This window comes from Methylomagnum ishizawai, from assembly GCF_900155475.1.
Lineage (GTDB): Bacteria > Pseudomonadota > Gammaproteobacteria > Methylococcales > Methylococcaceae > Methylomagnum > Methylomagnum ishizawai_A.
This window is the reverse complement of record NZ_FXAM01000001.1, coordinates 3,839,924-3,858,687: the sequence shown is the minus strand read 5'-3', so window position 1 is coordinate 3,858,687 and position 18,764 is coordinate 3,839,924. Positions and strand designations below refer to the sequence as shown.

General features: G+C 62.1%; 21 protein-coding genes, 2 tRNA genes and 1 pseudogene. 15 read left to right on the top strand and 9 right to left on the bottom strand.

Features of this window, described 5'->3' with window-relative positions; all coding sequences use genetic code 11:
* The first annotated feature begins 6 nt into the window (after positions 1 to 6).
* From rbfA to tadA, 11 genes are all read left to right on the top strand, one after another.
* Complete coding sequence (gene rbfA, locus B9N93_RS17235) at positions 7 to 402, top strand: 30S ribosome-binding factor RbfA (RefSeq protein ID WP_085215474.1); 396 nt, start codon at positions 7 to 9, stop codon at positions 400 to 402.
* Positions 399 to 1,334, top strand: coding sequence for a tRNA pseudouridine(55) synthase TruB (truB, locus tag B9N93_RS17230; protein WP_085215473.1), 936 nt, complete (start codon positions 399 to 401; stop codon positions 1,332 to 1,334). Before rbfA ends, truB begins: the two co-directional genes overlap by 4 nt.
* 136 nt (positions 1,335 to 1,470) lie before the next feature.
* Positions 1,471 to 1,740, top strand: coding sequence for a 30S ribosomal protein S15 (rpsO, locus tag B9N93_RS17225; protein ID WP_085215472.1), 270 nt, complete (start codon positions 1,471 to 1,473; stop codon positions 1,738 to 1,740).
* 25 nt (positions 1,741 to 1,765) lie between these two features.
* On the top strand, positions 1,766 to 3,844 hold the full coding sequence (gene pnp / locus B9N93_RS17220) for a polyribonucleotide nucleotidyltransferase (protein ID WP_085215471.1): 2,079 nt from the start codon (positions 1,766 to 1,768) through the stop codon (positions 3,842 to 3,844).
* Between the two features lie 242 nt (positions 3,845 to 4,086).
* Positions 4,087 to 5,046 (top strand): hypothetical protein, encoded by a 960-nt coding sequence (locus B9N93_RS17215; protein WP_085215470.1) that lies wholly within the window; start codon positions 4,087 to 4,089, stop codon positions 5,044 to 5,046.
* A 138-nt stretch (positions 5,047 to 5,184) separates the two neighbouring features.
* Positions 5,185 to 5,775 carry a DUF3011 domain-containing protein gene (locus B9N93_RS17210; RefSeq protein WP_085215469.1) on the top strand — a complete coding sequence of 197 codons (591 nt, stop codon included), beginning with the start codon at positions 5,185 to 5,187 and terminating at the stop codon, positions 5,773 to 5,775.
* Positions 5,776 to 5,890: 115 nt separating this feature from the next.
* Positions 5,891 to 7,354 carry an IMP dehydrogenase gene (gene guaB / locus B9N93_RS17205; RefSeq protein WP_085215468.1) on the top strand — a complete coding sequence of 488 codons (1,464 nt, stop codon included), beginning with the start codon at positions 5,891 to 5,893 and terminating at the stop codon, positions 7,352 to 7,354.
* Positions 7,355 to 7,383: 29 nt separating this feature from the next.
* A complete protein-coding gene (locus B9N93_RS17200) occupies positions 7,384 to 7,857 on the top strand; it encodes a Uma2 family endonuclease (RefSeq protein WP_085215467.1) in 474 nt (157 codons plus the stop codon).
* Positions 7,858 to 7,889: 32 nt separating this feature from the next.
* Positions 7,890 to 8,450 carry a hypothetical protein gene (locus B9N93_RS24905; protein ID WP_125469041.1) on the top strand — a complete coding sequence of 187 codons (561 nt, stop codon included), beginning with the start codon at positions 7,890 to 7,892 and terminating at the stop codon, positions 8,448 to 8,450.
* A 30-nt stretch (positions 8,451 to 8,480) separates the two neighbouring features.
* Positions 8,481 to 10,055, top strand: a complete 1,575-nt coding sequence (guaA, locus tag B9N93_RS17195; protein ID WP_085215466.1) for a glutamine-hydrolyzing GMP synthase — start codon at positions 8,481 to 8,483, stop codon at positions 10,053 to 10,055.
* Positions 10,055 to 10,537, top strand: coding sequence for a tRNA adenosine(34) deaminase TadA (tadA, locus tag B9N93_RS17190; protein ID WP_085215465.1), 483 nt, complete (start codon positions 10,055 to 10,057; stop codon positions 10,535 to 10,537). The genes guaA and tadA overlap by 1 nt, the downstream gene beginning before the upstream one ends.
* Positions 10,538 to 10,539: 2 nt before the next feature.
* Here the strand turns inward: tadA and B9N93_RS17185 are convergent, their stop codons facing one another.
* On the bottom strand, positions 10,540 to 11,292 hold the full coding sequence (locus B9N93_RS17185) for a transglycosylase SLT domain-containing protein (RefSeq protein WP_217807316.1): 753 nt from the start codon (positions 11,290 to 11,292) through the stop codon (positions 10,540 to 10,542).
* Between the two features lie 185 nt (positions 11,293 to 11,477).
* Here B9N93_RS17185 and B9N93_RS17180 point away from each other — a divergent pair.
* Together B9N93_RS17180 and B9N93_RS17175 are read left to right on the top strand one after the other, a co-directional pair.
* Positions 11,478 to 11,570 (top strand) — tRNA-Ser (locus B9N93_RS17180).
* A 211-nt stretch (positions 11,571 to 11,781) separates the two neighbouring features.
* Entirely contained in the window at positions 11,782 to 12,021 is a 240-nt protein-coding gene (locus B9N93_RS17175; protein ID WP_085216319.1) for a GlsB/YeaQ/YmgE family stress response membrane protein, read from the top strand.
* Positions 12,022 to 12,126: 105 nt separating this feature from the next.
* Here B9N93_RS17175 and B9N93_RS17170 read toward each other — a convergent pair whose 3' ends face one another.
* The 6 genes from B9N93_RS17170 to B9N93_RS17145 form a co-directional block, all read right to left on the bottom strand.
* Positions 12,127 to 12,660 (bottom strand): J domain-containing protein, encoded by a 534-nt coding sequence (locus tag B9N93_RS17170; protein ID WP_085216318.1) that lies wholly within the window; start codon positions 12,658 to 12,660, stop codon positions 12,127 to 12,129.
* Between the two features lie 594 nt (positions 12,661 to 13,254).
* On the bottom strand, positions 13,255 to 13,776 hold the full coding sequence (locus B9N93_RS17165; protein ID WP_085215463.1) for an HMA2 domain-containing protein: 522 nt from the start codon (positions 13,774 to 13,776) through the stop codon (positions 13,255 to 13,257).
* Between the two features lie 4 nt (positions 13,777 to 13,780).
* Entirely contained in the window at positions 13,781 to 14,368 is a 588-nt protein-coding gene (locus B9N93_RS17160; RefSeq protein ID WP_085215462.1) for a Uma2 family endonuclease, read from the bottom strand.
* A gap of 184 nt (positions 14,369 to 14,552) precedes the next feature.
* Positions 14,553 to 14,864 (bottom strand): hypothetical protein, encoded by a 312-nt coding sequence (locus B9N93_RS17155; protein ID WP_085215461.1) that lies wholly within the window; start codon positions 14,862 to 14,864, stop codon positions 14,553 to 14,555.
* Positions 14,865 to 14,901: 37 nt separating this feature from the next.
* The gene (locus B9N93_RS17150; protein WP_085215460.1) at positions 14,902 to 15,372 is read right to left on the bottom strand and encodes a ferritin family protein; all 471 of its coding nucleotides are present in this window, start codon (positions 15,370 to 15,372) and stop codon (positions 14,902 to 14,904) included.
* A gap of 79 nt (positions 15,373 to 15,451) precedes the next feature.
* On the bottom strand, positions 15,452 to 16,561 hold the full coding sequence (locus B9N93_RS17145) for a multicopper oxidase domain-containing protein (protein WP_085215459.1): 1,110 nt from the start codon (positions 16,559 to 16,561) through the stop codon (positions 15,452 to 15,454).
* A gap of 316 nt (positions 16,562 to 16,877) precedes the next feature.
* Between B9N93_RS17145 and B9N93_RS17140 the strand changes: the two genes are divergently transcribed.
* Together B9N93_RS17140 and B9N93_RS17135 are read left to right on the top strand one after the other, a co-directional pair.
* On the top strand, positions 16,878 to 17,339 hold the full coding sequence (locus B9N93_RS17140; RefSeq protein WP_085215458.1) for a hypothetical protein: 462 nt from the start codon (positions 16,878 to 16,880) through the stop codon (positions 17,337 to 17,339).
* A 222-nt stretch (positions 17,340 to 17,561) separates the two neighbouring features.
* Positions 17,562 to 17,638: transfer RNA gene (locus tag B9N93_RS17135), tRNA-Arg, on the top strand.
* Between the two features lie 171 nt (positions 17,639 to 17,809).
* Here the strand turns inward: B9N93_RS17135 and B9N93_RS17130 are convergent.
* The gene (locus B9N93_RS17130; RefSeq protein ID WP_085215457.1) at positions 17,810 to 18,205 is read right to left on the bottom strand and encodes a transposase; all 396 of its coding nucleotides are present in this window, start codon (positions 18,203 to 18,205) and stop codon (positions 17,810 to 17,812) included.
* Between the two features lie 60 nt (positions 18,206 to 18,265).
* Positions 18,266 to 18,592, bottom strand: a pseudogene (locus tag B9N93_RS24900) (transposase); the annotation flags it as partial.
* Positions 18,593 to 18,764 lie beyond the last annotated feature (172 nt).

The following is an 18,764-nucleotide window of genomic DNA, read 5'->3' as shown; positions in this document are numbered from 1 at the left end:
TCACGAATGCCCAGGGAATTCACCCGTAGCGACCGGGTCGCGTCGCAAATCCAAAGGGAAATGGCCGAGTTGCTCGGAACCCACGTCAAGGAGCCGGGGCTGGGGATGGTCACCATCAGCGAGGTCGAGTTGAGCCGCGATTTGGCGGTGGCGAAGATTTTCGTGACCTTCCTCGGCAACCAGAAGCCGCCCAAGGACTGCGTGAAGGCTTTGGCCGAGTATGTACCGGCCCTGCGCCGGGAATTGGGCAAGCGGCTACGGGTGCGGGTGTTGCCGGAAATCCGTTTCGCCTTCGACGATTCCATCGAGCGCGGGCTGCGGATGGATGCCCTGCTGCACAAGATTTCACAGGCAACGCCGGAGCGTGGCGGGGAAACGGGCGGGGAGGAGGAAAACCCATGAGCCGCAAGGCCAACGCCCTCGATCTGAACGGCATCTTCCTGCTGGACAAGCCGACCGGCATCACGTCCAACGGAGCTTTGCAGCGGTCGAAATGGCTATTCCGGGCCAAGAAGGCGGGCCATACCGGCAGTCTCGACCCCATCGCCAGCGGTTTGCTGCCGCTGTGCCTGGGCGAGGGCACCAAGCTCTCCGGTTTCCTGCTGAATACCGACAAGCGCTACCAAGTGCGGGTGCGCCTAGGCGTCGCGACCGAGACCGGAGACACCGAAGGCGCGGTGATCGAAACCCAACCCGTGCCGCCCTTGAGCGCCGAATTCATCGAAGGCTATTTGGCTCCGTTCCGGGGCGAAATCCTCCAGGTGCCGCCGATGTATTCCGCCCTCAAGCACCAGGGCCAACGCTTGTACGATCTGGCCCGCAAGGGCATCGAGGTCGAGCGCGAGGCCCGCGCCGTCACCATTTACGAACTCCGACTCGAAGGCTTCGACGCGACCAGCATGGATTTGGACGTGCATTGCTCCAAGGGCACCTATATCCGCACCCTGGCCGAGGACTTGGGCCGGGCCATGGGTTGCGGCGGCCATGTGGAAATCCTGCGCCGCACCGCCGTCGGCGATCTTAAAGTGGCCGATGCCCACACCCTGGACCACTTGGAAGCCCTGGCCGAAGCCGAGCGCCCGGGCTTGCTCTTGCCTTTGGATACCATCGTGTCCGGTTTGCCCGCCGTGCATCTCAACGATCAATTGAGCTTTTATCTCCGCAAGGGCGAGGCGGTGTTGGTGCCGAAAGCGCCTACCGAAGGCTGGGTCCGGCTCTATGGCCGCCATGCCCTGTTCATGGGCATGGGCGAGGTGTTGGACGATGGCCGGATCGCGCCGCGCCGCCTGGTCAAGCTCAAGCGCGAACCATCGGACGGAGCCGCGAGTCCCTGACCGGATCGAATTGGAACAGCCGGTTCGCGTGGTCCCGTGCGGGAACCGGCCCAAAGCCTTTCGCGTTGAACGCATAGGCGCATAACGCTAAAATTACGGGTTTATTTAAGCCGAGTTTTCCCCTAGGAGTAGATTCATGCCTTTCACCGCAGTTGAAAAAAGCGCCGTCGTGCAGGAATACCAGCGCGGCACCCAAGATACCGGCTCCCCGGAAGTCCAGGTCGCCCTGCTCACCGCCCGCATCAACCACCTGACCCCCCATTTCGTCCAACACAAGAAAGACCACCACAGCCGTCGTGGCCTGCTGCGCTTGGTCAACCAACGCCGCAAACTGCTGGACTACCTCAAGAGCAAAGATTCCGAACGTTACAAGACCTTGATCGAAAAGCTCGGCCTGCGTAAATAGTATTCGACACTTAGTAGGTATCGATGTGAATCCGATTCGGAAACAGTTCAAGTACGGCGAACATTTGGTGACCTTCGAGACCGGCGAAATCGCGCGTCAAGCCGACGCCGCGGTTATGGTCGATATGGAGGGAACGGTGGTCCTCGTGACCGTGGTGGGCAAGAAGGAAGCTTCTCCCGAAACCGATTTTTTCCCCCTGACGGTGAATTATCAGGAGAAGGCTTATGCCGCGGGGCGGATTCCCGGCGGGTTTTTCAAGCGCGAAGGACGCCCCACCGAGAAGGAAACGCTCACCGCCCGGTTGATCGACCGTCCGATACGCCCGCTTTTCCCGGACGGATTCACCCACGAAGTGCAGGTGGTCGCCACCGTCCTTTCCCTCAATCCCGAGATCGATCCCGATGTGCCGTCCATGCTGGGCGCGTCGGCGGCGCTGACCTTGTCCGGAATGCCGTTCCAAGGTCCGATAGCTGCGGCCCGTGTGGCCTATATCGACGACCAATATGTGCTGAATCCGCTGGCGTCCGACCTGGACGATTCCATGTTGGATTTGGTGGTGGCCGGTACCTCCAAGGCCGTGCTGATGGTCGAATCCGAAGCCGCCATGTTGCCCGAAGAGGTGATGTTGGGCGCGGTCATCTTCGGCCATGAGCAGATGCAGGTCGCCATCGATGCGATTTTGGAACTGGCCGAAATGGTCGGCGTGAAGTCTTGGAATTGGACGCCGCCGGTCCCGGATACCGCCCTGGAGGAGGCCGTCAAGGCCCAGGCCGGTGCCGCCGTCGATGCCGCCTACCGCATCGCCGACAAGCAGCTCCGTGGCCAGACCGTGAAGGAAGCCCGTAAAGCCGTGATCGAGGCGCTGACCGCCGAAGGCCGCTATTCCACCACCGCCGTGCGCGGTGTGTTCGAGAGGCTGGAATACGACACCGTGCGTGCCCGTATCCTCGACGAGGCCCAGCGTATCGATGGCCGCGACCTCGTTACCGTCCGCCCCATCACCATCCGCACCGGCGTCCTGCCGCGCACCCATGGTTCCGCCTTGTTCACCCGTGGCGAAACCCAGGCCTTGGTGGTTGCCACCCTGGGTACGGGCCGCGATGCCCAGGTGATCGACGCCATCGAGGGCGAATACAAAGACCCCTTCATGTTGCATTACAACTTCCCGCCCTATTGCGTGGGCGAGACCGGCAACATCGGCTCCCCCAAGCGCCGCGAGATCGGCCATGGCCGTCTGGCCAAGCGCGGCGTGCAGGCGGTGATGCCGGACCCGGATAGCTTCCCCTACGTCATCCGCGTGGTGTCGGAAATCACCGAGTCCAATGGCTCCAGTTCCATGGCTTCCGTGTGCGGCACCAGCTTGGCGCTGATGGACGCCGGTGTGCCCATCGAAGCCCCGGTGGCGGGTATCGCCATGGGCTTGATCAAGGAGGGCGACCGCTTCGCGGTGCTGTCCGATATCATGGGCGACGAGGACCATCTGGGCGATATGGATTTCAAGGTCGCGGGCACCCGCGACGGCGTGACCGCCTTGCAGATGGATATCAAGATCGACGGCATCACCGCCGAGATCATGAGCAAGGCGCTGGATCAGGCCAAGGCCGGGCGTCTGCATATCCTGGGCAAGATGAACCAAGTCCTGGCCACGCCGCGCAAGGAAATGTCCGATTACGCGCCGCGCATCATGAGCATGACCATCGACCCCAGCAAAATCCGCGATGTCATCGGCAAGGGCGGGGCCACCATCCGCGCCATCACCGAGGAAACCGGGGCCAGCATCGATATCACCGATGACGGCATCGTGAAAATCGCCTCTGTGGACCGCGAGGCCGGTGACGAAGCCCGCCGCCGGATCGAGGCCATCACCGCCGAGGTCGAGGTCGGCAAAATCTACGAAGGCAAGGTGGTCCGCCTGATGGACTTCGGCGCGTTCGTGACCATCCTGCCCGGCAAGGACGGCCTGGTCCACATTTCGCAAATCTCCGACGAACATGTCGAGAAGGTCAGCGACAAGTTGTCCGAAGGCGATGTGGTCCGCGTCAAAGTGCTGGAAATCGACCGCCAAGGCCGGGTGCGCTTGAGCATGAAGGCCGTCGAGAAATAAGCCGGTTCCCGACCGCGGAACCTGCGGGTTCCGCCCGGCATCTCCTTTGAAAGCCCCGCTTGGCGGGGCTTTTTATTGGCCGACGGTATGGGGCCGCGAAACCTATCGTTGCGGGAGGATATCCATGGTGATGGGTTTTACCGCGCCCTGCCCAACTCGCGGGCGGGCCTACGGTCGCGGCATTCCCTCCCGCCCCGCTTTAAAATAGCGCCTCCAACTCCATCCCAACCAGAGGAATCCCCATGTCCCATTTCAGCCTCCTGGCCGGCACGCGCAACATCGAGCAATCGATGCCCTTCGCGCTGTACCGGTTCTCGATTTGCCTGGGCACCGGCCTGGGCTATCTGTTCGCCACGCTCTCGGGTGCCGGAATCGCCATCGCCGCCGATGCTTGGGGCAAGAACCCCAATTCCATGGCCCCCTTCGGCGCAGTGCTGGGTTTTGCGGCCTTTGCCTGCTTGATGTACAAGCTGCGCCCTTACTGGCTGCACTATATCAAGGTGCCGCAATTGCTGTTGCTGGCCGAACAAGCCCTGGGCAAACCCATTCCCGGCGGCAAGGCCCAGCTCGATTACGCCAAGCAGCAGGTTCATGCCAGCTTTCCCAGCACTTCCGGCTTGTTCGACCTCGACCGGCATATCCGCCGCGCTTTGGCCGATATTCCGGCCCCGCCCGCCTGGCTCGCGCCGCTGCTGGACCATCCGCAGGTGGGCAAATACGCCCGCATCGCGCTGGGCCGCTTCGCCGCGCTTGATCATCAAACCCTCCTGGCCGGGCATTTCCATTCCGGCCACGGCAATCCCTGGCGCACCGCCGCCACCGCCCTGGCCGTCCACGACCGCCATTTCGGCTCCCTGCTGCGATACCGGACCTATGCCACCCTGTTCGAGTGGCTGGGCTTCGCCGCCGCCTTCCCGCTGCTGGCGGTGGGTTTCCAAATGCTGACCGAAGGGTTCCCGGTGCCGCTCGGGGTTTGGATTTATGTGTTCGCGGCGGTGTTTTCCTGGGCCTTGAAGGCGGCGTTCTTCGAGCCTATCGCCGAGGCGGCCCTGTTGGGCGTGTTCTTCCCGCTGGCGGAACAGGGCGTCACCCCCGAGCAGGAAACCGCCCTGGCCCGGCGCTCGGCGGTGTTCCGGGAAATCTTGGACCGCGCCGGGCAGGGCCGTTTGATCGAGGCCCAGTCCGCCGCCGGAACCCCCTGAGCGGGCTTTTTGCGCCGGAGCGCGGGAGGGTTCCCGCCGCCCGGCGTATCGCCCACCGGGGTGGCGAAATCCGGGTTTTCCTGGGCGTGCTATCCTGGCTGGATACCCGATCCGTCCAGTCCAGCCGAGGTAAATCCCATGATCTTCAAAGCACGGGCTTTCTGTGCCGCGTTCGTCACCACCACGCTCGCCTTCTCCATCGCCGGTTGCGGCGGCAACCGTGGCTATTGGCCGAACCAGGGGGGATGGCCCAACAACGGCGGGTCCAACAATGTTTCGCAAACGCTCACTTGCGAAAGCAACGATGGCGGCAACCGTGCCTGCCGGGCGGGTTTCCCGATAGCCCAGGTCAAGATCGAGCAGCGCCTGTCCAAATCGCCCTGCGATTTCGGGCGGACCTGGGGCTATAACAACGACCGGGTTTGGGTCGATCAAGGATGCCGGGCGCGGTTCCGGGTCTATGCCCAGGGCGGCGGTAATGGGAATGGAGGCGGCAACTGGCCGTGGAATGGCGGTGGCAATAACAATAAAAATGTCGTAACCATCCGCTGCGAGAGCATCAACGGCGGTTGGAAGCGCTGCAACAGCCCGTTCAAGATCGGCCGGGTCGAGGTCGCCCAGCGCCTTTCCGGCAAGCCCTGCAAATACAAGGATAACTGGGGCAACGATAACTGGGGTATCTGGGTGGAGCGCGGTTGCCAGGCCGATTTCCGGGTTTATCGGAATTGAACCGAGCGGGGAAGGGCATCATGTCGCACTCCACCATTGACAAGCCCACCAAACCTTGCCTATACGCGCGCTTTCACCTATATTTGTCCGATTTTTTAGCTGGCGGGAGCAAATCATGCGTGTCGTTCAAGAAGCCCTCACTTTCGACGATGTCCTCCTCATTCCTGCCCATTCCACCCTGCTGCCGCGCGAAGCCGACCTGGGAACCCAGCTCACGCGCAACATCCGGTTGAACATCCCACTGTTGTCCGCCGCCATGGATACGGTCACCGAATCGCGCCTCGCCATCACCATGGCCCAGGAAGGCGGCATCGGCATCGTCCACAAGAACATGACCGCCGAGCGCCAGGCCTACGAGGTGGATTGCGTCAAGAAATACGAGAGCGGCGTCATCAAGGAACCCATCACCGTTTCCCCCCATATCACCATCCGCGAGGTCATGGAACTGACCCGCGCCAAGCGCATTTCCGGCGTGCCGGTGGTGGACCGGGGCGAACTGGTCGGCATCGTCACCAGCCGCGACTTGAGGTTCGAGACCCGCTACGACGAGCCGGTCAGCAAGGTCATGACCCCCAAGGACAAGCTGGTCACAGTGCTGGAAGGCGCGGGCAAGGACGAGATCGTCAGCCTCCTGCACAAGCACCGCATCGAGAAAATCCTGGTGGTCAACCACCACTTCCAATTGCGCGGCCTCATCACGGTCAAGGACATCCAGAAATCCAAGGACTACCCGCAAGCCTGCAAGGACGAGCAGGAACGGCTGCGGGTCGGCGCGGCGGTCGGCACCGGCCCAGGGACCGAGGAGCGGGTCGCGGCCCTGGTGGCGGCGGGTGTGGACGTGATCGTGGTGGATACCGCCCATGGTCATTCCCAGGGGGTTCTGGATCGGGTGCATTGGGTCAAGCGCAACTTCCCCGAGGTCCAGGTGATCGGCGGCAACATCGCCACCGGCGAGGCCGCCCGCGCCCTGGTCGAGGCCGGGGCCGACGCGGTCAAGGTGGGCATCGGTCCCGGTTCGATCTGCACCACCCGCATCGTGGCTGGGGTCGGCATTCCCCAGGTCACGGCGGTCGCCAATGTGGCCGATGCCTTGAAAGGCACCGATATTCCCTTGATCGCCGATGGCGGCATCCGCTATTCCGGCGACGTGGCCAAAGCCCTGGCGGCGGGGGCGCACGCGGTCATGCTGGGGGGCTTGTTCGCCGGCACCGAGGAAGCGCCAGGCGAGGTCGAGCTTTACCAGGGCCGTTCCTATAAGAGCTACCGTGGCATGGGTTCCCTGGGCGCGATGGCCCAGCAGCAGGGTTCCAGCGACCGCTATTTCCAGGACAGCAGCGAGGCCGAGAAGCTGGTCCCGGAAGGCATCGAAGGCCGCGTGCCCTACAAGGGCAGCTTGGTGTCCATCCTCCATCAATTGGTGGGCGGGGTGCGCTCGGCCATGGGTTATACCGGCTGCGGCACTATCGAACAACTGCGCACCCAGGCCCGCTTCGTGCGCGTCACCTCGGCGGGGATGCGCGAAAGCCATGTCCACGATGTCACCATCACCAAGGAAGCACCGAATTATTCCCTGGATTGAATCCATCCCCTTCGCGGAGGTTCGCCGTTATGGATGCCGACCTGCTCAAGGCTATCGAAAAGCTGGATTTGCCGTTTCCCTGGGAAACCAACGCGAGGGGACAGATCATCATGACGCCGGTGAATTATGGACATAGCAACCATGTGGCCCGGCTCATCCGGGCTTTGGCGAGGATCGCGCCCGAGTGGGAAAGCGGGACCGAACTCGGTATCCACACCGCCGACGGCGTGAAAGCGCCGGATATGGTTCTCGCCAGCCCGGACTATCATCACCGCCATTGCGGACTACCCGGCTATGTCACCGAAGCCCCCGAAATCTGCGTCGAAGTGATGTCGCCCTCGAATAGCTGGCAGGAAATGCTGGATAAGATGCCGCTGTATTTCGGGGTCGGGGCGCTGGAGGTTTGGGTGGTCGATACCGATGGGCATATCGCCTTTTTCGGGCCGGGGAATGAAAGGCTATCCGGGAGCCGGTTGATATCTGCAATGCTGAAAAGCCTTTAAATATAAAATCAAAAAGTATTTCGGCAAAACAAATGAACGCGAAAGAGTTCGCACAAAAATTAAAGCAGCAGATCGAAGTTTTAAAAAACGATGGCATTGAATCTATTGGTACAGATAATTTGATCATATATCTTGCGGAATACATAGAGAGTAGTGCCGATGCGGATATAGAACTTCAGAAAGCGAATCTGCAAAAATGGGTCGAGGAGCATAAATTTGCCTATTCTGAGCGTATAGAATTATTTAAATCCGTAATCAATTCTGGGCAGGCTTCATTAAGAACAGCGTTCCTCATGAACGGTGGTGCCACTGTAGCTTTGCTTACCTTCATTGGGCATCTTTCCACATCAGAGAAAGTATCCATAAAAATACCTTTGCTGGCGAATAGTTTGACCACTTTTGTTTTCGGTATATTCATCGCTGCTTTAGCGACTGGTGCGGTCTATCTCAGCGAGCTAAAATTTTATAGCGCGCATCGAAAAGTTGGTTTAATTCTAAACAAACTAGCAATCTCGTTAGGATTAATTTCCTATCTAATATTTATGGCAGGAACTTGTATGGCATATAACTTTTTTTTGCATTTTTCGCCTTAAATTATTTTTTAGTCCTAATAAAGTTATCCCATGCAAAACATCCATTCCCACAAAATCCTCATCCTCGATTTCGGTTCCCAATACACCCAGTTGATCGCCCGCCGCGTGCGCGAGATCGGCGTCTATTGCGAAATCCATCCCTACGATTGCGACGAGCAATATATCCAGGACTACGCGCCCAAGGGCGTGATCCTTTCGGGCGGTCCCGAAACCGTCACCGAGGCCGATACCCCACGGGCACCGGAGCGGGTATTCGCGCTGGGCGTGCCGGTGCTGGGCATTTGCTACGGGATGCAAACGATGGCCGCGCAATTGGGCGGCAAGGTCGAAGCGTGTACCCATAGCGAATTCGGCTATGCCCAGGTGCGGGCGCGGGGCCATTCCCGCTTGCTGCGCGATATCGAGGACCACGCCAGCCCGGAAGGCTTCGGCCTTTTGGATGTCTGGATGAGCCACGGCGACCAAGTGACCGAATTGCCGCCCGGCTTCAAGCTGATCGCCTCCACCGACAGCGCCCCCATCGCCGGCATGGCCGACGAAGATAGGCGCTTCTACGCCCTGCAATTCCATCCCGAAGTCACCCACACCCGCCAGGGCGGGCGCATCCTGGAACGCTTCCTGAAAGAGATTTGCGGCTGCGACGCCCTGTGGACCGCCCGCAACATCATCGAGGACAGCCTTGCCAACCTCCGCGCCAAGCTGGGCGACGAACAAGTGATTTTGGGTTTGTCGGGCGGGGTGGATTCCAGCGTGGTCGCGGCCCTGTTGCACCAAGCCATCGGCGAGCGGCTGACCTGCGTGTTCGTGGATACCGGGCTGCTGCGGCTGGGCGAGGGCGATCAGGTGATGGCGACCTTCGCCAAGCACATGGGCGTCCAGGTGATCCGGGTCGATGCGGAACAGCGGTTTCTGTCTGAACTGGCGGGCGTCGCCGATCCCGAGCAAAAGCGCAAGATCATCGGGCGGGTGTTCGTGGAGATTTTCGACGAGGAAGCGGCCAAGCTCACCGACGCCCGTTGGCTGGCCCAGGGCACCATCTACCCGGACGTGATCGAATCGGCGGGTTCCAAGACCGGCAAGGCCCACGTCATCAAGTCGCATCACAATGTCGGCGGTTTGCCCGCGCATATGAAGCTGAAATTGGTGGAACCCCTGCGCGAGTTGTTCAAGGACGAGGTGCGGCAGATCGGCCTGGAACTCGGCCTGCCTTCCGAGATGATCCACCGCCATCCCTTCCCCGGTCCCGGCCTTGGGGTCCGCATTCTGGGCGAGGTGAAGAAGGAATACGCCGATTTGCTGCGCCGGGCCGACGCCATCTTCATCGAGGAACTCTACCGGCACGGGCTGTACGAAAAAACCAGTCAGGCGTTCGCGGTGTTCCTGCCGGTGAAATCGGTGGGCGTAATGGGCGATGGCCGCCGCTACGATTATGTGGTGGCGCTCAGGGCGGTCGAGACCATCGATTTCATGACGGCGCATTGGGCGCATTTGCCGTATGACTTCCTCGACCGGGTGTCGCGCCGGATCATCAACGAGGTGCCGGGGATTTCCCGCGTGACCTACGATATTTCCGGCAAGCCGCCCGCCACCATCGAATGGGAGTGATGCCGCTCCCGCCCGCCGTGGACGGCGCGGCCTCTTCCGACGATGGATATTGGATGCGCCACGCCCTGGCCCTGGCCGCACAAGCGCGGGCGCTGGGCGAAGTGCCGGTGGGCGCGGTGCTGGTCAAGGACGGGGCCATCCTCGCCCAAGGCTGGAACCGCCCCATTTCCACCCACGATCCCACCGCCCACGCCGAAATCGTCGCCTTGCGCGAAGCTGGCGCCAGGATCGGCAATTACCGGCTGGTCGATACCACCCTCTACGTCACCCTGGAACCCTGCGTCATGTGCCTGGGCGCCATCTCCCACGCGCGGGTGAAACGGCTGGTCTACGCTGCCACCGACCCCAAGCGCGGCGCGGTGGAAAGCGCCCTGCATCTGGCGGAAGCCGAATTCCTCAACCACCGCCTCGAAACCACGGGCGGGGTGCTGGGCGATGAATGCGGGGCCATGCTCCGGGAATTCTTCCGCGCCAAGCGCTGAGCCTAGGTCCCGTCCGCCCGCGCCAGCAGGGGCTTGCGGCTTTCCTCCTCGTCCGTCAGCCAGACCAATAGCTCGTAATAGCGGCGCACGCTGTTCACATAGCGCACCGCCACGCCGCCCCGCGCCCGGCCATGGCGGGTGTGCCGGTGCCAAGCGCGATGGGCCAGCAAGGGCAGCACCCGCTTGAGTTCGTCCCAACGGTCCGGGTCGCCGCCCCTGGCCTGGATCAGGACGCGGGCGTCCTCGACATGGCCCGGTCCCAGGTTATAGGCCGCCAGCGCGTACCAGACCCGGTCGGGGTCTGGGATTTGGGCGGGGAGGGCGGTCAGGGTCCGGCTGAGATAGGCGGCCCCGCCCGTGATGCTCTGGGCGGGATCGAAGCGGTCGCGGATGTTGAGTTCCCGCGCCGTGGGGCCGGTCAGCATCATCAGGCCGCGCACGCCTTCCGCCGAGACCGCCCGGTGGTTCCATTTGGATTCCTGATAGCCGACCGCCGCCAGCAGCCGCCAATCGAGGCCATGCCGCCGCCCCGCCTCCGCGAACAAGGGCTGGAGCCGGGGCAGGTGTTTCTGATAATCGCGGCGCAGGGCGTCTTCGAGGGCGGGGTCCAGGTCGGGGGCGGACTCGCTCTGTGTGGAGGATTCCGGCCCGTTCCCAGGGCCGCCGGTGGTCTGTGGCTCGGGAATGGACGGAGCGGGTTCGGGCGAGGCGACAGGCTCGCGCGGCTTTGGATCGCCCCCCGGAAAAGGGATCAATAAAAGGAGAAGCGCAAGATTGCGGAGCGACTCAAGTTGCGTCGGTCCTACGCTTTTCGTTTCGTTGGTCACAGGCCCGGCTGCGGGGCCGGATTCCGGGGCGCGGTCCATGAGTCTTGTTGAATTCATGACACGCATCACACTTTTTATAGGAAAGTCGTTTATAATAACAGCCCTTTCAAAAAGGAGAGGTACCGAAGCGGTCATAACGGCGCCGACTCGAAATCGGATGGGGGACTAACCTCCCCACAAGGGTTCGAATCCCTTCCTCTCCGCCAATCACAAGGCTGATAAGGCCCGCCGAAAACCGAAAAACCCGCGTGCTTCCTGGCACGCGGGTTTTTTGTTGCCCGAAGAAAACCGATAGAATCCGGCTACAGCCGGGCCATTCCGGGGCATGTACCCCTTCGCTCGGGGCGGATGCGGACGGAAGGGTTTCCGGTGTGCATGCGGATTTTCCACGGCGAACACCACGGGAGGATGGATGCCATGGGTTTGATTACACTGGTTTTGGTGGGCCTGATCGCGGGTTGGCTGGCCGGTAGGCTGGTGAAGGGCGGCGGCTACGGGGTGGCGGGCGATATCGCGGTGGGGGTGCTGGGCGCGTTCATCGGGGGGTTCCTGTTCCGCGTGCTGGGCCTGCACGCTAGCGGCTTGGTGGGGCGCATCATCGTCGCCACCTGTGGGGCGGTGGCGCTGATCTATGTGCTGCGCTTGCTCAAGCGGTGAAAGGAGGCCATGCCGTAGCGCCGATGGGCTATCCGGCCGGGTGACGCAAAAATTGGGCTTTATGGCGTGCGGTGGCCCGTATCCAGCTATGAATGCCATCGGCCACTAGATGTGGTCGAGCAGCGCGTTACGTGCTTCCGTGATACGGAGGAATTGCTCGTGGCTGCCGCCGACATCGGGATGTGCCTTTTGGGCGAGTCGCCGATAAGCCGTTTTGATCTGGGTGGGTGTCAGTTTTCCATCGACCGGCAGGTTCAATGTCTCCCGGTGTTGCCTATCGTCGTGTGGCTGGCGGTGGGGCCGGTGCCGCCTCCGGCCTCCGTTGAACTGCCCGTGTTCTCCGTATAGCCGCTCCTGCGCCGCACGGCGTCTTTCGCGGGACTCCCGGCGCAGTTCCACTTGGTCGTCCTGCCATCGCTGGCGCGACATGACGATGCAAGCGGCGAAGGCGATCCGGCCACGTGTTTCGAGTTCGTCGAGGTTGAACGGGCCCACCATGTCGAAGGGCGGGTCCAGCCAGGCGTTTCTGCCGTCCGTGCCGACCTCGACCCGGCCAATCGTGGCCATGGCGGGAATGCCGAAAAAGCCGTTCCAGACGACCCATTGCTCTTTATCCGCTGGCCGGGGGGTCTCAGGCATGGGGGGGCTCTGGGCGCTGCGCGGCCCTGGGGCCGCGGGTTGATGCCACGGCGGCTTCATCGGTCGATGCCGACCTGGAAGCCGCGGCGCTCATGGGAAGGATCGAAGCGAACCGCACTGGAATGGTCCCTCTGGAAGGGGGTTGGAAAAAAAGATTCCAGTCGATAAGCAAATCGCGCACCAGCGATATGGATATTCTGATATCCGGCCATCTCCACCGCCCCATCCAGCGCCGGATCGGGCTTGGCGCGGCAAGCCGGTGGGTTGGGTTGGGTGCCCGCCCCGCCCCTGTCGAGCGATCCCGATGCCCAGTCTGCACACAAGCGGTACGTCGCGCTTTCATTTGGTGCGATTGGGACGCCAGCCCTTTCAAAGTGGTTTACCCGGTTGGCGAAATCGGGTTATGTAAGTCCCTGATTTTGCTGTGGCCCATGTCGCCGTTGGTGGCGTCCTACGCTTCGACACAGAAAAACGGCCTTTTCAACCCATTGATTTAGAAGGGCTATTTTTACACTTTGAAAGGGCTGGATTGGGACGCCTACCCCCAGCCGGGTTCCCAGGATCATTGTCCGGTCCTGCGCCGTCACCGGGGATTCAGGGTTCGCCGCTCCTGGCCCGGTCGGACGGATGGGCTTTCACGAACAAATCGAAGCCCAGCCATAGCAACATCCAGCCCGGCACCTTGTTCAGCATGAGCCCGTGGCGCAGGATCGACCAGGTTCCCGCCCCCACGAACAACAGCGGCAACACTACCCGGAGATCGATGGGAAATCCCAGCCGCCGCGATAGTCGGGCGCTCAAATCGTCGATAGCCACACCGACGCTGGGGGTGTGGGTGGCGAGGCCGGGAATATCGGTCAGGCTATCGATCAGCACATCGACATCCTCCAACACGCCCAATATCCCGGCGGTGGAATGGCGCTTGGGGTCGTAGCGGACGGTGAGGCTGCCGCTGGCCGGATTGACGCCCACCCCGGCCACGCCCGGACAGGCTTCGAGGTCGGTTTTGATCCGGTCCAAGGTGGCGCTATCGGAGCGGTTGCGGGCGAGTTTCACCCGCAGGCGGCCTGGAGTGTGGCTGGCGATGCGGGCGTGGTGGGGGGCTTTGGCGGGCATGGGGCTACTCCGGGGCGGCCTCATCGGCGGCGTCCACATCCTCGAAGACTTCGGCCAGGGGTAGCCAGCAATCGAGGCTGGCGAATTCGCAAGCCGCATCCACCCCGCTGTAGTCGTACAGCACCCAGCGCCGCTCGGCGTCGCGCCGGAAGCATTCCACCCGCCGCGCTTCGATATCGACCACCACGTATTCCTTGAGGCTGTCGAGTTGGCGGTAGGCGGCGAATTTGCCGCCCCGGTCGTAGGCGGCGGTCGATTCCGACAGCACCTCGACCACCAACGAGGGATGGCGCATGAACAACTCGGCGGCATGGTCGCGGCGGTCGCAAGTGACCAGCACATCGGGATAGAACGCGGTGTCCGCCGCTTCGACCCGCAATTTCATATCGGCCATGTACACCCGGCAGGAACCGCCGCGTAGATGGCGCTTGAGCGCCGCCGCGATATTGAGCGATACGGCGACATGGGATCGTCGCGCCCCGGTCATGGCGAAGATTTCGCCGCGTACGAATTCATGTTTTTCGGCTTGGGCCGTTTCCCAGGCCAGATAGTCCTCGAAATCCAGTTTCGCGATAGGTTGCGGTATGGCCATCGGGGTACTCCTTTGGATTGGGGATGGAACACAGGCTAGCACAACCGGGCGGGAGCTATCATGCGGGGGGCGGACCCGGACCCGACCCGGTCGCGAACGGCGATTTTGGCGGGAAAGGCCGTCGTTTCGGCAGGGATGCCACAACCCGGCGTCCAAGGATGGCAAGCTTCCAGGCCACCGAGGCTTATTTCCTCAGCGCGTCGTAGCCCTGTTCGCTTTCCTGGATGATCTTCCGGCCCGCGTCGATCAGGCGCTGGCCTTCCGCTTCCTGGGTCTGGGCGTCGCGCACCATTTGCTGGCCTTGCCGTACCATTTCCTCGCCCTCTTTGTGGCGCTGGCCGAGTTGGGCCATGCCTTGGCTTTCGCGGAAGATTTGTTCGGCGGATAGCGGTTTGGGCGGGGCGCTGGGGGCGGGTGGGGGCGGCGTGGCGCAGGCGGCCAGGAGGGCGGCGCCCAGCAGGACGGATGGCGTTCCGGGCAAACGCGGTTGGGGCATCGTTGCAAATCTCCTATCGGGTGGGTGGGGGCGTCGCTCAAATATCCTGGACCCATTCGACATCGCGGACGAAGCGTTGCCGTTCCTGGGTTGCCATGTCCACCAGATGGTCGAACAAACCCTTGGCCGGGGTGCTCTCTGCTTGCCGGGACGCTTCCTGGTAAATCTCGATCAAAGCCGCGTCGAAGCGCATGGCGATGTCCACGATATCGTCCACCGACGCATCGGGCCGGACCGCGCAATCCGCCAATAGGCGCTCGATGTCCGGGTTGGGCGCGAATTGTAGCCAAACGTCCAGGCCGTTGACATCGGGAATCTGCTCGAAACGCCGCAGGGCTTGGCCGCGCTCGCGCTCGTGGTGGCCGAGATAGTCCAGTACCAGCTTGGCCCGGTCCTGGTCGCTGTGCCGGCCCAGCGCGTGGTACAAAGCGCCCAGCTGGCCGTGCAGGTCGATCCCGTAATCCAACACATCCTTGGCTTGCTCGAAATTGCGCAGGTGCTTTTTCATGGCGCTACTCCTGGGGTTGGGGCGCGGTGATCCGCCCACCGCGCGGTGCGCTGCGGTTGGATGCCGCCTGCCTTGGGCGTTATTTGCGCCGGGGTTTCACCTCGTAATTCGCCATCATGCCGGCGTCGATGTGGTCGTTCACATGGCAGTGGTACATCCAAATCCCCGGATTATCGGGCCGCATATCCACAGTGATATGGGTGCCGGGCAAAAGGTTCAAGACATCCACCCGGCGGCCGGTTTCCATCAGGGTGTTGCCATGCCAATGGGGGGTGTGGAGATCGACCTCGGTACCGAGGGCGAGTTGATACCAGCGGACGTTTTCGCCCACGGTCATGCTGATGCCGGCCAGGTTGGTATAGACATAGCCGTTCATGCTGTGCATCAGGTTGCTCTCGACGAATGCCTCGTCCTCTTGCTTGTCGGCGGCGGCGGGGGCGAAGCTTTGGATGTTCTTGTCCAGCAGCAGGCTCTTGTTCTCGTCGAACACGGTGAACAACACCACGAACTCGCGGTCGATGCCCTTCAAGCGGCCATTGGGCTGCAATTCGCCGCGCCGCGAAATGATGATGGGTCCGATCAAGCCGGTATTGGTGTCGGCCACCTCGTTCACATGGGAATGGTAGAGCCAGACGATGGAACTGGGATCGTGCGGGCCGGGACCGGAGCGTTCCGGGACTTCCCAGGTATAGGTGTGGCTGGCGCCGGGTTGGATTTCGTCGTCGAGCTTGTCCTGGCCGGAAGTGCCATCCTCGTAATGGGTGCCCTCGCTGTTTTTGAGGTAGAACACGCCATGGGGATGCAGGGAGATGGGCAGGCTGGCGGTGTGGTTCTTCAGCGTGACCTTGAGGGTGTCGCCGACATTGGCGCGGATCACGGGGCCGAGTATCCCCAGGTGTTGCCATTCCGGCGGGCGCGGCTTGACCTGGGTGAAACTGGCGTCGGTGTATTCCACGTAATGGGCTTTGTAGTACTGCCTACCGATGCGGTCGGTCTTGTTGCCCTCGACGAAGGTTTTCTCGGCGTCGGTGAAGGGGCCGTTGTGCATGGGATTGACCGGGTAGGACGGGGCGTAGTCCCAGAGGATTTCCTCGGCGGCGAGGTAATAGTGGCGGGTGGCGGCTGTGGCGGGGCCGATGGCGAGGCTCAACAGCAGGAGGACGAGGCGGGCCGGAAGGTTTGATCTCATAAGGATGAATCGGATTGGGGAGAAAGGCTTATCACGGATGTGGAATGGGTTTCAAATGATATTGGCTTTCATTTAGGCGGACAACACGGATCGGGCCGGGCCGAGAGGGCGGGCGGTGGCGGAAAAAGCCTGGGTCCGGGCCGGTGGATTGGCGGATTCCGCCGCGAGGATGGGGGTTTATGCGGTTCGCGCCCGCGTCCGCCATGGGTGTAAACTCGGGCCGGGCGGTCCCAAGTGTGAATGGAGCATTGCGCTATCGGAGGTGGGGATGGAAAGCCACGGCGGGCGGTGCTTATGCCGATGGACGCTGGCGGTTATGCTGGCGCTGGGCGGCTGCGCCAAGCTCGGTCCCGATTACCAGCGTCCGGCGGTGGCGGTCGCTCCCAATTGGTCCCTGGCCGCCGATCCGCGCCTTGCTGCCCAGGCCGACCCTTCCAAGCTGTGGTGGCGGGTGTTCAAAGACCCGGTCTTGGATCGTTTGGTCGAAGCCGCCTACCGGCAAAACCTGCCGCTCCAGGTGGCCGGGGTGCGGGTCTTGGAAGCGCGGGCGCAGCTTGGTGTCGCCATCGGCGGCTTCTATCCCCAGACCCAGCAGGCGCTCGGCTCGCTGCAATACAACCAGCTCAGCTTGCGTTTCTTCTCGCTCACTTTTGACTCCGGTTTCTCCACCGTCACCATCTTAAATGACTGTCCGGAAAACGGGGTCCACTATAACTCGGCGGGTTCGCCGCCCGGATCACCGCCAAGATGGCGCTCCATAATTTCTGCATCTGGCTGAACCGGAAACTTGGAAGGCCTTCTTTGGCGTTCGTCGAATTGATCAGTTGGTGAAATTGAAATCACACCAAGCGTTTAAGATTTCACTGCGGTTGGCGATGAGGAGCTTCCGGATCATGGAGTGCCTCCGTTCGGGTGGAGCGCGGTGGGGTGGGCGTTGGAAAGGTGGCCAGGGGGAGCAATCCGGCGACTGAGGTGCTAGAATAGCCGCCTCTTTTCCTCCGCCCCGGTAGCTCAGTAGGATAGAGCGTCCCCCTCCTAAGGGGAAGGTCGTACGTTCGAATCGTATTCGGGGCACCATATTTATCAAAGGCTTATCCCCTTCTCGGGGGTGGGCCTTTTTCGTTTGCGGGGTGTTCTCACCCTCTGGCTTACCCTCATTTGGCTTGAAGGAGGGTGAGGCGGGAAGGCGGTCGGGCCGGTTCGGCGTCTAGGGTCGGCCCATTAGAGGATATCCGGCACATAAGCTGCTTACGCGGAGTTGGCCTTGATCCGTCTTTCAAGGATTAGGGCGCAGGCGAATTGAAGAAGGGCCAAATAATTGGCTCCACGGCAGGTGTAGCGGGTTCGGATGGCCCGGAAGCCCTTGAGCCAAGCGAATGTCCGCTCCACCACCCACCGCCGAGCGGGGTGTGTTTCCGCGGAGCCGGGGCGTTTTTCCTCGCCGATCTTGCGAATGTGGGGAACGTAGCCCAATCCCGCAACCTCCCGCTCAACCCGCTCGTACCCATAACCCTTGTCCAGGCAAAGATGCCGGGGTCCTTGCTGGGTGCCGGCGGGTGCCGCGATCACGGCCGCCTCGACCGTGACAGTCACCAAGCGGCTGTCGTGTACGTTGGCCCCGGCTTGCACGACGGCAAAGGGCATAGAGGTGGCCCCGGTTGTTTGAACAGAATTTAAGCCGGGATAAGTGGATGCCCTGCTGGGTTAAGCGGCCCTGGGAAGGGCCGGTCGGGATTTAAAGTAGACCTCATCCGGGGTTTGGCTGTCCAGGCTCGAATGGGGTCGCCGGGTATTGTAGAAATCCAGGTATCGCCCGATGGATTCGCGGGCTTCCCGGACCGAGTCGTAGGCCTTGAGGTAAACCTCCTCGTACTTCACCGTCCGCCAGAGGCGCTCGACGAAGGCGTTGTCGCGCCAGGAACCCTTGCCGCCCATGCTGATGCGGATGTTCCGGTCGGTCAGCGCCTTGATGAACTCCCCGCTGGTGAACTGGGAGCCTTGGTCGGTGTTGACGATGTCCGGTTGCCCATGAGGTCGTTGCCGGTGCGGGGCAAGCCCGGCACGTCGTAGCAGGCGAAGATCTGCGCGCCGTAGCTGGCCGTGACCTTGATGAATTGCGCGGCCATCTGCCGCAGGGGGGAGCGTGGGCGAGGCCTCGTCCCGGATATCGGTCAACAACCGGTCGTACCGGGTCCGCACCCCG